The 14209-nt window shown below is 60.2% G+C and carries 13 protein-coding genes; 11 read left to right on the plus strand and 2 right to left on the minus strand.

Annotation, left to right across the window (positions count from 1 at the left end):
- The first annotated feature begins 3 nt into the window (after positions 1 to 3).
- The 6 genes from J5276_RS16580 (at position 4) to J5276_RS16605 (ending at position 4877) form a co-directional block, all read left to right on the plus strand.
- Complete coding sequence (locus J5276_RS16580) at positions 4 to 993, plus strand: ABC transporter permease (RefSeq protein ID WP_035251436.1); 990 nt, start codon at positions 4 to 6, stop codon at positions 991 to 993.
- The gene (locus tag J5276_RS16585) at positions 990 to 1820 is read left to right on the plus strand and encodes an ABC transporter permease (RefSeq protein WP_174011969.1); all 831 of its coding nucleotides are present in this window, start codon (positions 990 to 992) and stop codon (positions 1818 to 1820) included. Before J5276_RS16580 ends, J5276_RS16585 begins: the two co-directional genes overlap by 4 nt.
- Positions 1817 to 2620, plus strand: a complete 804-nt coding sequence (locus tag J5276_RS16590; RefSeq protein ID WP_019564598.1) for an ABC transporter ATP-binding protein — start codon at positions 1817 to 1819, stop codon at positions 2618 to 2620. The genes J5276_RS16585 and J5276_RS16590 overlap by 4 nt, the downstream gene beginning before the upstream one ends.
- On the plus strand, positions 2617 to 3402 hold the full coding sequence (locus J5276_RS16595; RefSeq protein WP_174011971.1) for an ABC transporter ATP-binding protein: 786 nt from the start codon (positions 2617 to 2619) through the stop codon (positions 3400 to 3402). The genes J5276_RS16590 and J5276_RS16595 overlap by 4 nt, the downstream gene beginning before the upstream one ends.
- A gap of 3 nt (positions 3403 to 3405) precedes the next feature.
- The gene (locus J5276_RS16600; RefSeq protein ID WP_174011973.1) at positions 3406 to 4524 is read left to right on the plus strand and encodes an alanine--glyoxylate aminotransferase family protein; all 1119 of its coding nucleotides are present in this window, start codon (positions 3406 to 3408) and stop codon (positions 4522 to 4524) included.
- A gap of 158 nt (positions 4525 to 4682) precedes the next feature.
- Positions 4683 to 4877: a hypothetical protein gene (locus J5276_RS16605; RefSeq protein ID WP_013761494.1), complete on the plus strand. Its 195-nt coding sequence runs from the start codon at positions 4683 to 4685 to the stop codon at positions 4875 to 4877.
- Between the two features lie 268 nt (positions 4878 to 5145).
- Here the strand turns inward: J5276_RS16605 and J5276_RS16610 are convergent, their stop codons facing one another.
- Positions 5146 to 6957 (minus strand): IlvD/Edd family dehydratase, encoded by a 1812-nt coding sequence (locus J5276_RS16610; protein WP_003510695.1) that lies wholly within the window; start codon positions 6955 to 6957, stop codon positions 5146 to 5148.
- Positions 6958 to 7478: 521 nt separating this feature from the next.
- On the opposite strand from J5276_RS16610, the gene ytfQ reads away from it, so the two are divergent.
- From ytfQ to J5276_RS16635, 5 genes are all read left to right on the plus strand, one after another.
- Positions 7479 to 8438 carry a galactofuranose ABC transporter, galactofuranose-binding protein YtfQ gene (gene ytfQ, locus J5276_RS16615; protein WP_174011975.1) on the plus strand — a complete coding sequence of 320 codons (960 nt, stop codon included), beginning with the start codon at positions 7479 to 7481 and terminating at the stop codon, positions 8436 to 8438.
- Positions 8439 to 8516: 78 nt separating this feature from the next.
- Positions 8517 to 10040 (plus strand): sugar ABC transporter ATP-binding protein, encoded by a 1524-nt coding sequence (locus J5276_RS16620; protein WP_025595758.1) that lies wholly within the window; start codon positions 8517 to 8519, stop codon positions 10038 to 10040.
- Complete coding sequence (locus J5276_RS16625) at positions 10040 to 11083, plus strand: ABC transporter permease (RefSeq protein ID WP_162696104.1); 1044 nt, start codon at positions 10040 to 10042, stop codon at positions 11081 to 11083. The genes J5276_RS16620 and J5276_RS16625 overlap by 1 nt, the downstream gene beginning before the upstream one ends.
- Complete coding sequence (gene yjfF / locus J5276_RS16630; RefSeq protein ID WP_174011977.1) at positions 11080 to 12060, plus strand: galactofuranose ABC transporter, permease protein YjfF; 981 nt, start codon at positions 11080 to 11082, stop codon at positions 12058 to 12060. The genes J5276_RS16625 and yjfF overlap by 4 nt, the downstream gene beginning before the upstream one ends.
- A 17-nt stretch (positions 12061 to 12077) precedes the next feature.
- Positions 12078 to 12812: a FadR/GntR family transcriptional regulator gene (locus J5276_RS16635; protein ID WP_013761497.1), complete on the plus strand. Its 735-nt coding sequence runs from the start codon at positions 12078 to 12080 to the stop codon at positions 12810 to 12812.
- Positions 12813 to 12942: 130 nt separating this feature from the next.
- Here the strand turns inward: J5276_RS16635 and J5276_RS16640 are convergent, their stop codons facing one another.
- The gene (locus J5276_RS16640) at positions 12943 to 14160 is read right to left on the minus strand and encodes an MFS transporter (RefSeq protein ID WP_174011979.1); all 1218 of its coding nucleotides are present in this window, start codon (positions 14158 to 14160) and stop codon (positions 12943 to 12945) included.
- Positions 14161 to 14209: the final 49 nt, after the last annotated feature.

Genomic DNA, 14209 nt, shown 5'->3' on the forward strand with positions numbered 1-14209 from the left:
GCCGTGAGGCGCGCGGCGACATTGCTACGGCGAAGGGTGATCAGCGCCATTCCAGTGCTGCTGATCGTTCTGGTCTTTACCTTCGTGCTGCTTGAAAACGCATCCGGTGACGCGGTTGACGCCTATCTCGTCTCCATCGGCGGCGGCGACGCCGGACTGCGGGATGCCCTGCGCGAGCAATATGGTCTGAACGGTTCGGTGTTGGCCCGTTTCTGGCTTTACGCCAGTTCGGTGCTGCGACTTGATTTCGGCTGGTCGCTTGCGTTTGACCGACCGGTGCTGGGGCTGATCCTCGAACGGCTGCCGAACACGCTGCTCCTGATGGGCAGTGCCACCGCGCTTGCTTTCATCATCGGCACCGCGCTCGGCATCCTGGCGGGCGCCCGTCCCGGCGGGTTGACCGACCGGGTACTCTCGGCCCTGTCGCTGGCGCTCTACGCCACGCCGGGCTTCTGGCTCGGCCTTGTGCTTGCCATCGTCTTTGCCGTGCAACTGAGGTGGCTGCCAACATCCGGCATCGAAACCATCGCATCCGGAAAACAGGGATTTGCAAGGGCGCTCGATATTGCCCGCCATCTTGTCCTGCCGGTCGCCAGTCTCGGGCTGATCTATCTGGCGCTTTTCCTGCGCGTCATGCGTACTGCCATGGCGGCGGTCTGGCCGCTGGATTTCGTACTCTTCGCCAAGGCCAAGGGGCTTTCGAGACGGCGGATCGTGCTGCGCCATGTCGCACGCAACGCCGCACTGCCCCTCGTCACCGTGCTTGGCCTGCAAGCGGCAACCATGCTCGGCGGCAGCGTGGTGATCGAGAGCGTTTTTGCGATTCCCGGTTTTGGCCGGCTTGCGCAGGAAGCCGTCAGCGGCCGCGACACACCGCTCTTGATGGGCATTATTCTGACAAGCGCCGTTTTCGTTATCCTGATCAATCTCGTCGTTGATATTCTCTATGCCGTGTTCGATCCGCGCATCGGCAGCGGGGAGCAACAGACATGAGTTTCACTCTCCGGCTCCTGCGCAGTTTCGAAGGTGCAGCAGGCGTCATCATCCTGACACTGCTAGCTGTGACGGCGCTCGCCGCTCCCCTTCTGTTTCCCGGTGACCCGCTGTCGATCGTCGGTGAGCCGCTCATCGCGCCCTTCTCCGACGCCGCCTTCCCCCTCGGCACCGACCGGTTGGGCCGCGATGTACTGGCGGGACTTGCCCACGGTGCGCAGGCATCCCTGCTCGTCGGCATCGGCGCTGCCGCCGCCGCCCTCATGATCGGCACCGTCGTCGGCACAATTGCCGGATTTGCCGGTGGCCTCGTAGATGAGGCGCTGATGCGTGTTACCGACGCCTTCCAGATCGTGCCGAATTTCCTTCTGGCGCTCGCCTTCGTCAGCACCATCGGCCCATCCATGCCCATCGTCATCCTTGCGATTGCGCTTGGCGCCTGGGCGGATCCAGCACGGCTGATGCGGGCGCAGGTGTTGAGTATCCGCGAGCGGGATTATGTGCAGTCCGCCCGCGCCATCGGGATGCATCCGCTGGAGATCGCGTTTCGGCAAATACTTCCCAACGCGCTGCCGCCGGTTCTGGCGCTCGCCGCCATCATCGTCGCTGCCGCCATCCTCACCGAGGCGGCATTGTCCTTCCTCGGCCTCGGCGATCCGAATATCGTCACCTGGGGTTCGATGATCGCGGAAGGACGCAACGTCCTGCGCTCGGCGGCGTTTCTCTCCGTCATCCCCGGCATCGGTCTTCTGGTCACGGTTCTCGGCGTCTATCTTCTCGCGGAGGGAATCAACAAAGCGATGGCGACGAGGAAAGAAACGCCATGAGCGGCAATGCACTCTGCAGGATCGACGATCTCAGCGTCCGCTATGCGGCCGGCGACGGACCGGCGCTGCAGGATATTTCGCTGACGATCCGGCAGGGACAAAGGTTGGCGATCATCGGCGAAAGCGGTTCGGGCAAATCGACGCTCGCCAAGGCAATTGCCGGGCTCCTGCCTGTGAGCGCACGGGTTTCCGGCGATATTTCCTGGAGCCGCGACAGCGGTCTTTTCACAGACAGGCCGCAGCCGGGTCGCGATATCGGCTATATTTTTCAGGATACCGGTGCGACGCTGAACCCGGTTCTCACCATCGGTGAACAGGTGGCGGAAGGCGCTGTGCGGCATCTGGGCCTTTCATGGAAGCAGGCACGAGATCTTGCCCGCGATCTTCTGGAACGGGTGCGGTTGCCGCATCCCACCCATCTCCTCGGCGCCTATCCGCACCAGCTTTCCGGCGGGCAAAGACAGCGTGTGGCGATTGCAGCCGCCATTGCCGCGCACCCCGCAATCCTGATCGCCGACGAGGCGACGAGCGCGCTAGACACGGTAAGCCAGGCCGCCATTGCCGCACTGCTGGATGGGCTGGTGCGTGAAGAAGAAAGAACGCTGGTCTTCATCACCCATGATATTGGTCTTGCTTCCGGCCTTGCCGACGAGATCGCCGTTCTGCATGCCGGACGGCTGGTGGAGCACGGCACCACCAGGCGGGTGTTATCCGCGCCTGCGCACGACTATACGCGCGCACTGCTCTCCGACTATCTCGACCTTTCGACACCGCCTCTGATCAATGAGGCCGCATCATGAACGAAGCCCTTCTGAGCGTAGAGAACCTCTCGAAAACCTACCGGACCGGCGCACGCACGGTGCAAGCACTGTCCGATATATCCTTTTCGCTTCAGCCCGGCGAGACGCTTGGGCTTGCCGGCCCCTCCGGCTGCGGAAAATCCACACTGGCACGCATCCTGATGCGGCTGATCCCGGCCGACGAAGGCACGGTCCGTTTTGAAACTCGCGACTGGCTGGCGCTTGATGGCGGCGAACTGCGTGCGGCGCGGCGGCATATGCAGATGGTGTTTCAGGATACGCATGGCGCGTTCAACCCGCGCGCCAGCGTCGAGGATGCCATAGGCGAACCGCTGCGTATTCATCGCATCGTCGAACGACGCGAACGCCCGGCAGAAATCCGCCGCCTTCTCGAGCGAGTCGGGCTGCCCGCCAGCTATGCCGGCCGCTCGGTGTTCGAGCTTTCCGGCGGCCAGCGGCAGCGCGTGGCAATTGCCAGAGCCATCGCGCTCAAACCATCCCTTCTCATTCTGGACGAGGCCGTTTCAGCGCTCGATGTCTCCGTACGCAGGCAAATTCTCGAACTGCTGGTCGAAATACAGCGAGAGACGGCCGTCGCCTGTATTTTCGTTTCCCACGACCTCGCGGTCATCCGCGCCGTCTGCCACCGCGTCGCCATCATGGAGGCGGGTCGGATCGTCGAGATCGGCAGGACAGCAAACATCGTTTCCACGCCGCAATCCTCGACCGCCAGAACCCTGATCGAGGCTGCGCCGCGCCTGACCACCACCACGCAAGGATAAGACATGCCCGCCCCGGATTACGCATTGCTGCTCGACCCGCCCGCCTTTCCAGCAGACCGTTACGCCGCTCTCGCCGACCGGCTGGCGGCGCTGATGGGCACGAATAACGATGTGCTTCTGGTACAGGCGGAAGCAGTGCTTGCGCTTGAAGCTGCGGCCACCAGCCTCGCGCGGCCTGGTCTGAGAGCGCTCAATATCGTCACTAGTCCCTATGGCGCGTGGTTTGGGGGCTGGCTGGAGCGTGGCGGCGCAACGGTTCGCAACCTGACCACCGCTCCGGCAAAGCCGATATCACTTCACGAGGTCGAGAGAGCGCTGGACGAAGGGCCAGGTTTTGATCTTCTCGCTATCGTGCACGCGGAATCCGCAAGCGGCATTCTCAACCCCCTGCCCGCCATTGCCGCGCTCGCCAAAGACAGAGGCATCGTCACGGTCGTCGATGCAGTCGCTTCCATCGGCGGCCATGCCTTCGAGGTTGACCAGCTCGGCATAGATATTGCGGTCATCGGCCCGCAAAAGGCGCTGGCAGGCCCGGCGGGCTTATCCGCCATCTCCGTCAGCGAAAGTGCCTGGAAACTTCTTTCACATGGCAATGCACCTGAGAACTCCATGCTTTCACTTCTCGACCAGAAGAAACTCTGGCTCGATACCGGCCGCGGCGCGCTCCCGGGAACACCTGCGCCGCTGGAATTCTATGCGCTTGAGGCGGCACTCGACCGGATAGAGGCAGAGGGTCTGGCATCCGCCAATGAACGCCACGAACGAGCGGCGACAGCCACTCGTAACGGCATCAGGGCCCTTGGCATGTCAACGTGGGTGGAGGAGACTGACGCGTCTGCTCTGGTTTCGACAGCGATCTTGCCGGACACGGTGGATACCGGCGCATTTCTGGCGGCTGCGTCCAGGGAGCAAGGTGCGGATGTCTCGGGCGGTGTCGGTCCCGGTGCGGAGCGGCTGATAAGGCTCAATCACACCGGCCGGCGCGCCAACCCGGATTCGGTGCAAGCCAATATCACCGCTGTTTCAAGCGCCCTGAGAAGCCTCGGCCATGCCGCAGATACCGATTCCGCGCTGGAAGCGGCCGAAAAAAGCTATTCCGGCACCTCCTCGAAGGGTCTCTGACAGCGCCGATAAACGTTCGTTGCGCGAAATCGGGTGCTGGCGGAACGTCAGTCACGCCATTGTTGTTAAAAATGGTAGACCAATTCCTTGGTCAATCTTGACGAGATCATGGCAACGCGCGAAACTTAACGCACTGTTAACTCGCGTGAAGAAGGGAAATGGCCATGGTAGCAGGGTTCAACATGCTCTCCTTTGACCTCTTTGGCATCGGCCGAAGAACGCCCGCCATAAACGAGCGGGTCGAGAAGGATTTGCAGGACAGGACGCCACGCAGACCGGACGACCAGTCCAACGATGACGACCGTGATCAGGAATACGAACTGTTCTTCTGGTCGCTTTATCCTGTGATTTAAGTTTTTAAGCGCAGGCTGACGGGGCGGTTGAAACGTCGTTTTCCCGTCCTGCGGCCTTGAGCCGAAATGTGTTCAGCGTAGCCTCAAACACGGTGAAACAGTCGATCCGTGACGTACACTTTAAACATGCAACGTCATCCTCGGGCTTGACCCGAGGATTTACAAAATCTCGAACAATCAAATATTTGCAGATGCTCTGGACAAAGCCCGGGCATGACGATGGAAAGGGCAAAGCCCTTTCCATCAAAGAGCCGTAAACGACCCTGCCTTAGTGGTTGTCGCGCGGCAGACCCTTGGTCTGGGCAATGCGCTGATACTTCACGGCCGGTTCCAGAACCGCGCCGGTTTCCATCTGGCTGACGATGCCGCGCTGGATTTCCTGCCATGGCGTCTGGTGATCGGGGTACTTGAAGCCGCCCTCGGCGGAGAGCGTTTCGTAACGCTTGGCCAGTTCCTCGCCGGAAATAAGGATGTCGGCCTTGCCACGACCCACATCGATACGAACGCGGTCACCCGTCTGCAAGATGGCCAGACCACCGCCTGCCGCTGCTTCCGGAGAAGCGTTGAGGATGGACGGGCTGCCAGACGTGCCGGACTGGCGGCCGTCACCGATGCAGGGCAGCGAATTGACGCCTTCCTTCAAGAGATAGTCAGGCGCACGCATGTTCACCACTTCTGCCGCACCCGGATAACCGATCGGACCGGCACCGCGCATGAAGAGAACGGTGTTGGCGTCGATCTTCAGAGACGGATCGTCGATGCGGTGATGGTAATCTTCCGGACCGTCGAACACCACGGCACGGCCTTCGAAGGCTTCCGGGTCGTTCGGGTTGGAGAGATAACGCTTGCGGAATTCTTCCGAGATCACGCTCGTCTTCATGATGGCAGAGGAGAACAGGTTGCCGCGCAGAACACGGAAACCGGCGCGCTCCTTGAGCGGCTGGTCATAGGGACGGATGACCTTTTCGTCTTCGATGATGGCACCACGGCAATTGTCGCCGATGGTTTTGCCATTCACGGTCATGGCGTCTTCCATGATGAGCCCCTGGGTCATCAGCTGGTTGACGACAGCCGGAACGCCGCCGGCATGGTAATAATCCTCGCCGAGATATTCACCGGCCGGCTGCAGGTTGACGAGCAGCGGCACGTCTTCACCGTAGGTCTGCCAGTCATCGACCGTCAGTTCAACGCCGACATGGCGTGCTAGGCCGTTCAGATGGATCGGCGCGTTGGTGGAGCCACCGATGGCCGAGTTGACGCGGATGGCGTTGATGAAGGCATCCTTGGTCATGATGTCGGAAGGCTTAAGGTCTTCCTTGACCATTTCGACGATGCGAAGGCCGGTGAGATAGGAGATTTCCTGACGGTCGCGGTAAGGCGCCGGAATAGCGGCCGAGCCGGGCAGCTGCATGCCGAGTGCTTCGGCAAGCGAGTTCATCGTCGTCGCAGTGCCCATGGTGTTGCAATAGCCGGTGGAAGGTGCGGAAGAAGCGACGAGCTTGACGAAGCCCTGATAATCGATTTCGCCCTTGGCCAGCAGTTCACGCGCTTTCCAGACGATGGTGCCGGAACCGGTGCGCTCGCCACGGAACCAGCCGTTCAGCATGGGGCCGACGGAAAGAGCGATGGCCGGAATGTTGACGGTGGCCGCCGCCATAAGACAGGCAGGCGTGGTCTTGTCGCAGCCGATGGTCAGAACAACGCCGTCGAGCGGATAGCCGTAAAGCACTTCCACGAGGCCGAGATAGGCGAGGTTGCGATCGAGACCCGCCGTCGGGCGCTTGCCGGTTTCCTGGATCGGATGCACCGGAAATTCAATGGCAATGCCGCCCGCTTCACGAATGCCTTCGCGCAGGCGATGCGCCAGCTCCAGATGGTGGCGATTGCAGGGCGAAAGGTCCGAGCCGGTCTGCGCGATGCCGATGATAGGGCGATCGGATTGAAGCTCGGCCTGGCTGAGACCGAAGTTCATGTAACGCTCGAGATAAAGCGCGGTCATATCAGCGTTTGCGGGGTTATCGAACCACGCGCGCGAACGAAGCTTGCCTTGGGTTGCGGGCAGATTGTCGGATTTGGTCATGATGCGGTCTCCAGCCGGAAGTGGCCAACGGTAAAATATTACGAAATGCGACAAGCTTATGTTGTGCGCAAGGAAAATGGAATCAGCTTCTCGGAAGCACGCATAACCGACAGACGAGCGCCAGACGAGTGACCTGGAGCCGTTCTTCAGCTTTAGCCGAATATTTTTCGGTGTTTACGACCATACCGACGTTGCGCAATGGCCTCTTCCCTCCCTGCCTTGCCGGATTGTAACTGACCCCGAGGCCCCACATTCCGTCACGACCTGACTTGCTTATTTGTATTACTATTAGATAGCTGCGCGGCCTGTCAAGCCGGATCAGACTATATTGCGGGCGAGTTTTGCGCGGCGCAGAAATTAGAATAAACACAATAAGTCATTGATTTATAATTTTTTAATGCTGCACCTCCATGAAATCGGTATGACGTGAATTGGAAATCCGCTAAAAAACCCCTTTTCAAGAGTATTACTATATGCTCATAGTGACGTCGTCACGCTGACATCATTTCTGGGAGGATAAGATGAGAAAAGCTCTTGCGGCAATCACTGTCGCCGTTTCCGCATGCCTTGCATCCAGTGTTTCCGCACAATCGCTGACCGTCGGCTTCTCGCAGATCGGCTCCGAATCCGGATGGCGCGCCGCTGAAACCACTGTCACCAAGCAGCAGGCCGAAAAGCGCGGCGTTACGCTGAAATTCGCCGACGCACAGCAGAAGCAGGAAAACCAGATCAAGGCCGTTCGCGGCTTCATCGCGCAGGGCGTCGATGCGATCCTGATCGCACCTGTCGTCGCAACCGGCTGGGATGCCGTGCTGAAGGAAGCAAAGGAAGAAAAAATCCCCGTCATCCTGCTCGATCGCCAGATCGAAGCGCCGGATGATCTTTACCTGACCGCGGTCACCTCGGATCAGGTTCACGAAGGCAATGTTGCCGGCGACTGGCTTGTCAAGGATGTCGGCGCGAAGGACTGCAAGGTTGTCGAATTGCAGGGCACAACCGGCTCTTCGCCCGCCATCAACCGTAAGAAGGGCTTCGAAGAAGCCATCGCTTCGCACAAGAACATCAAAATCGTGCGCTCGCAGACGGGTGACTTCACCCGTACCAAGGGCAAGGAAGTGATGGAAAGCTTCATCAAGGCCGAAGGCGGCGGCAAGGATATCTGTGCCGTGTACGCTCACAATGACGACATGGCCGTCGGCGCGATCCAGGCGATCAAGGAAGCCGGCCTGAAGCCGGGATCCGACATCAAGGTGGTGTCCATCGATGCCGTACCTGACATCTTCAAGGCCATGGCCGCCGGTGAAGCCAATGCGACGGTGGAACTGACACCTGACATGGCCGGTCCTGCCTTCGACGCTCTCGAAGCCTATCTGAAAGACAAAAAGGCACCGGCGAAGTGGATTCAGACCGAATCCAAGCTCTACACGGCGTCTGACGACCCGATGAAGGTCTACGAGGCGAAGAAGGGTCTGGGTTACTAATAGACCCCTTATCTTCGGAAGGAGCGGCATGTCATGCGTGCCGCTCCGTCACAGCTTCTTTCATGCAGGGCCTGCGCAATGTCCGAAACGGCACCACTTCTGGAAGCACGCGCCATCGGTAAATCCTTTCTCGGGATAACGGCGCTGGACGGCGTCGATTTTTCGCTCGGGCGCGGTGAAATTCACGCGCTTCTCGGCGAAAACGGCGCGGGGAAATCAACACTCATCAAGATACTGACCGGCGTTTACCACCGCGACAGCGGCTCCATCTTTCTGGAAGGTAGCGAGATATCGCCCACCAATGTCGGCGAAGCGCAGGCCCTCGGTATCGGCACCGTCTATCAGGAAGTAAACCTTCTCGAAAATCTGACTGTTGCCGAAAACCTCTTTCTCGGCCGCCAACCGCATCGCTTCGGGCTCATTGACAGAGCCTCGATGCAGAGACAATCGCAGGCGCTGCTGTCCCAATACGGGCTTTCGATCGACGTCAACGCCCTGCTTTCCAGCTATTCCGTGGCTATCCGCCAGATCATCGCCATTGCCCGCGCCGTCGATCTTTCCGGCAAGGTGCTGGTGCTGGACGAGCCGACCGCCAGTCTCGATGCCCATGAGGTCGAGATGCTGTTCGGCGTGCTGCGAAAATTGCGCGCCCGCGGCATCGGCATCGTCATCATCACCCACTTCCTAAACCAGGTCTACGATATCGCCGACCGGGTGACGGTTCTGCGCAACGGCCGCCTCGTTGGCACGCGCGACATCGGCAACCTGCCGAGGTCCGAACTCATTGCGATGATGCTTGGTCGCGAGCTTCAGCACATCACCCACGAGCATCAGGCCACTGACGACACGGTTGCCGAGGGCGAACCGCCGATCCGTTTCGAGGGATACGGCAAACGCGGCAGCATCGCCCCCTTCGACCTCGGCATTCGGCCGGGAGAGATCGTCGGCGTCGCCGGTCTTTTGGGGTCGGGACGAACGGAAACGGCTTTCCTGCTGTTCGGCATCGACAAGCCCGATACCGGCAAGGCCACGATAGACGGAAAGACCATCGCTCTTTCTTCGCCTGAAGCCGCAATCACGGCCGGGTTCGGTTTCTGCCCGGAGGAGCGCAAGACTGACGGTATCATCGGCGACTTTTCCGTGACCGACAATATTGCTCTGGCTCTCCAGGCCCGCCAGGGGTGGGCGCGACCGCTTTCGCGCCGGCAGAAGGTGGAACTGGCCGAAAGCTTCATCAAATCGCTGGACATCCGCCCGGCCGATCCTGACCGGCCGATAAAATTCCTGTCCGGCGGCAACCAGCAGAAAGCCATTCTGGCGCGCTGGCTTGCAACCCATCCCCGGCTTCTGATCCTCGATGAGCCGACCCGTGGTATCGATATCGGCGCCCATGCGGAAATCCTCAAAATGATCGAAAAACTCTGCACCGAGGGCATGTCGCTCGTCGTCATCTCGTCCGAACTGGAAGAACTGACCGCCGTTGCCCACCGGGTCGTCGTGCTGTCCGACCGCCGGCATGTCAGCGAATTGAAGGGCGGCGAGGTGACGGCCGACAACATCATGCGGGCAATTGCGGATGCGGCCAGAACGGAGGCGGCATGATGGTGGCTGTGACAAGGCGCCTGAAAAGGCTTGCTCCCCAATTGATCGCTCTCTTCGTCATTCTGGCAGCGATTACAATCGTTTCGCCGGGCTTCCTGCATGTTTCGTTCCAAAACGGCAGGCTTTACGGCAGTCTGATGGATATTCTCGTGCGTGCCGCACCAGTGGCGCTCCTGACGATTGGCATGACGCTGGTGATCGCCACCAAAGGCATCGATCTTTCGATCGGTGCTGTTATCGCCATTTGTGGCGCGGTGGCGGCAACACTCATCAGCAACGGCCATTCCATCCCAACCGTCATCGCCATCTCGCTTGCTGTCGGCATTGCCTGCGGCCTGTGGAACGGAGTGCTGGTCGCCCTTCTCGACATCCAGCCGATTATCGCCACGCTGATCCTGATGGTGGCGGGGCGCGGCATCGCCCAGCTCATCACCGAAGGTGTCATTCTCACCTTCAACGACGACAGCTTTTCCGCCATCGGCTCCGGCTCCTTCGCAGGCATTCCCCTGCCCGTCATCATCTGGATGGCGGCGGCGCTGGTAATCGGCCTTCTGGTGCGCAAGAGCGCGCTCGGTTTTCTGATCGAGGCAACCGGCATCAATCGCCGCGCGGCGGCACTTGCCGGTGTGCGGGCACGGTTCCTGCTGTTTTTCGTCTACGCCGTTTCCGGTCTCTGCGCGGCCATCGCCGGCATGATCGTGACCGCCGACATTCGCGGCGCGGATGCCAACAATGCCGGGCTGTGGCTGGAACTGGACGCCATATTGGCGGTGGTGATCGGTGGTACATCGCTGAATGGCGGCCGCTTCTCCATCACCGCATCGCTGATCGGCGCGCTCATCATCCAGACCATCAATACCGGCATTCTGGTCTCCGGTTTCCCGCCGGAATTCAACCTCATCATCAAGGCTGGCATCATCATGGTGGTGCTCACGCTGCAATCGCCGGCAATCATGGCGGTTCTGGGCTTTGTCAAAACGCCAAAGCCACACGCAAAACCGGCCACGGCTAACGGAATGACCAAGGAAGGTACCGCGCGATGATCCACAGCCGCAATCTTCCGTTCCTCACCACACTGACGATCTTCCTCATCGCCTATCTTCTGTGCGTGCTGCAATATCCGGCGATCCTGTCGACGCGGGTGATCGGCAATCTATTGACCGACAATGCCTTTCTCGGCATCGCTGCCGTTGGCATGACTTTCGTGATCCTGTCGGGTGGCATCGATCTGTCCATCGGCTCCGTCATCGCCTTCACCAGCGTTTTCGTGGCTGTCTTGGTCGGCACCTATAATATTCACCCGCTGCTGGCCTTCGCCATCGTGCTCGTGATCTCAACGCTGTTCGGCTGCTTGATGGGGGCGATGATACGCTTCCTGTCGATCCCGCCATTCGTGGTGACGTTGGCGGGCATGTTCCTGGCGCGTGGCGCGGCCTATCTGATCTCGACGCAATCCGTGCCGATCTCGCATCCCTTCATCGATGCGATACAAGGATTTTATTTCCGCTTTCCCGGCGGCGGCAGGCTGACAGCACTTGCTATTGTCATGCTCCTCGTCTTTGCCGCCGGCATGCTGATTGCCAGCCGCACCCGCTTCGGCGCCAATGTCTACGCACTTGGCGGCAACCCGCAATCGGCCGAACTGATGGGTGTGCCGATCGGTACAACGACAATCGGCATCTACGCGCTTTCCGGGTTCCTGTCCGGCCTCGCCGGCATCGTCTACACGCTCTACACCTCGTCGGGTTATTCCTTGGCGACGGTGGGCGTGGAGCTGGACGCTATTGCAGCTGTTGTCATTGGCGGAACACTTCTGACGGGTGGAATGGGGTTGGTGGCGGGAACCTTCGTCGGACTGCTGATCCAGGGGTTGATCCAGACCTACATCGTTTTTGACGGAACCCTGTCATCCTGGTGGACCAAAATCGTTATTGGCGTGCTGCTTTTTGTCTTCATCGTGTTGCAGCGCGCAATCATCTGGTATTCAAACAGGAGACTGGCCGGACCACATCCGGCATAACCAACACGGAGGCTTTATTGGGGCTGCTCGAAACGACGATAAGCGGGCGAAAACGCCGGAACAGCCACGCGCATGTGGTCTCCGAACTCGGCAGCGCCATCGTCTCGGGCAGGATTGCGGAAGGATCCCTGCTGCCTAACGATGCCGAACTGTCTCTCCGTTTCGGGGTCTCGCGCACCGTGTTGCGCGAGACGATGAAGACGCTGGCGGCCAAGCGGCTGGTCGAACCCAAGGCAAAGGTCGGCACACGCGTTCTCGACCGTTCGAGCTGGAACTTCTTTGACCCGGATGTGCTGGGCTGGCGCTGCGAAGCCGGGATAGACCAGGAATTCGTTACACATCTGGCGGAAATCCGCCTCGCGCTCGAACCGGCGGCAGCGGCAGCTGCCGCGCTTCAGGCATCGAATGACGATATCGTTTCCCTTTATGTGATTGCCGCCAAGTTCGACAATCCGCAGCATACGCCGGAAACCATCGCCAAGGTCGATCTCGAATTCCACCTCGCCGTGGCGCACATGTCCGGCAATCCCTTCATGCGTTCGGCAAGCGGGCTGATCGAGGCCGCCCTTGCGATCTCATTCCAGCTTTCATCCCCGGCCTCGTCGCCCGGAACCATCGCCGAGATCGCCGCAAACCATCTGCGGATCGTGCACGCCATCGCCGCCCGTGATGCGGACGCCGCCGTGAAAGCCATGCGCCATGTAATCGAGGTCGGCAAGGACCGGACGCGAAAGGCAATCAAGACGCCTTGAAGGCGAAAAGCCTATCGACATCCCTTCTGTCACCCCGGGCCTGATGCCGGCATGACGGAGGCGGGGTTTGCTTTTCATCATAAAATTCGGGCCCGCACGGATGCGGGCCCTTTTTCTTCCGGCAACTATCTTACCCCTGTGACGCTTCAATATGCGGCACCACGCCACGGCGCGATGCCATGAGCGATGCGCCGAGGAGTGCTGCAATGCTGACGAAAACGAAGACCATGGTTGCACCCTGAAGGTCGATCAGCAGTCCGCCCAGAACAGCGCCGCTGGAAATGGCTATCTGGAAGGTGGTGAGCAGCAACGCGCCCGCACTTTCGGCCTCGTCTGAGGCGACGCGGGTGATGAAGCTCTGTACGCTGACAGGAAGCGCACCGAAGGAGAAACCCCAGGAGGCAATGGCAAAGCCAGCGACAACGGCAGATGCACCGGCAATCACCAGCACGGATGCTGATGCGGCAATCAGGGTGGCGGCAAACGTCACGGCCCATGCCGTGTTCTTCTCAGCGAGGAAGCCGCCGAAGAGATTACCGAAAAAACCGCCCACGCCGTAAGCCAGAAGAACGAGCGAGATCGCTTCGACGCCAAGCTGCGGAACATCTTCTAGGAAAGGCCGAACATAGGTGAAGCCGGCGAAGTGGCCCGCGACGATGAATAGCGTCGTCAGAAGGCCGATCCTGACCTGCGGGCGCTGCAATAGCCGGAACATGGTGGACAGGCCGGGCGCACCGGCCGGCGGCAGCGAGGGAACGGTGAGCAACTGCACGACAAGTGCGATGACACCCAGCACGCCGGCGACGACAAAGGCCGCACGCCAGCCAAGCGTTGCGCCGATCCACGCCCCGACAGGGGCTGCGCAAACGGTGGCAACCGAAACACCGGTTAGGATGATGGCCATGGCGCGCGGCATCTTATCCAGCGGAACAAGCCTTAGCGCCAGCGCCGCCGACATGGCCCAAAAGCCGCCAAGGCCGATGCCGAGCAAAACGCGCGATGTAAACAGCATGAAAAGACCGTTGGCAAAAGCGGCCAATGTGCTGGAAATGATCAGCAACGTCGTGAGGCCAAGCAGGGTCCACCGGCGATCAATGCTGCGCGTGCCGATGACGACGCCGGGACCGGCAACCGCTGCGACCAGTGCCGTGACGGTGATGGACTGGCCGGCAATGCCGGAGCTGATGGAAAGATCGGTCGACAGTGGCGTCAGAAGGCTGACCGGCAGGAATTCCGCCGTTACCAGCCCGAAGACACCGAGCGAAAGCGAAACCACCGCCGCCCACTTCGCATCCGGCTCTTGTCTGTGTGGCGCATATTCAAGTTCGTTGATTGTTCGGTTATTCATGAAAATCTCCTGATGCGCATTCTGGGGAACGAGCCCTCAAACGCAATGG

Origin of the sequence: Agrobacterium sp. S7/73, from assembly GCF_019355535.1 — a bacterium.
Lineage (GTDB): Bacteria > Pseudomonadota > Alphaproteobacteria > Rhizobiales > Rhizobiaceae > Agrobacterium > Agrobacterium tumefaciens.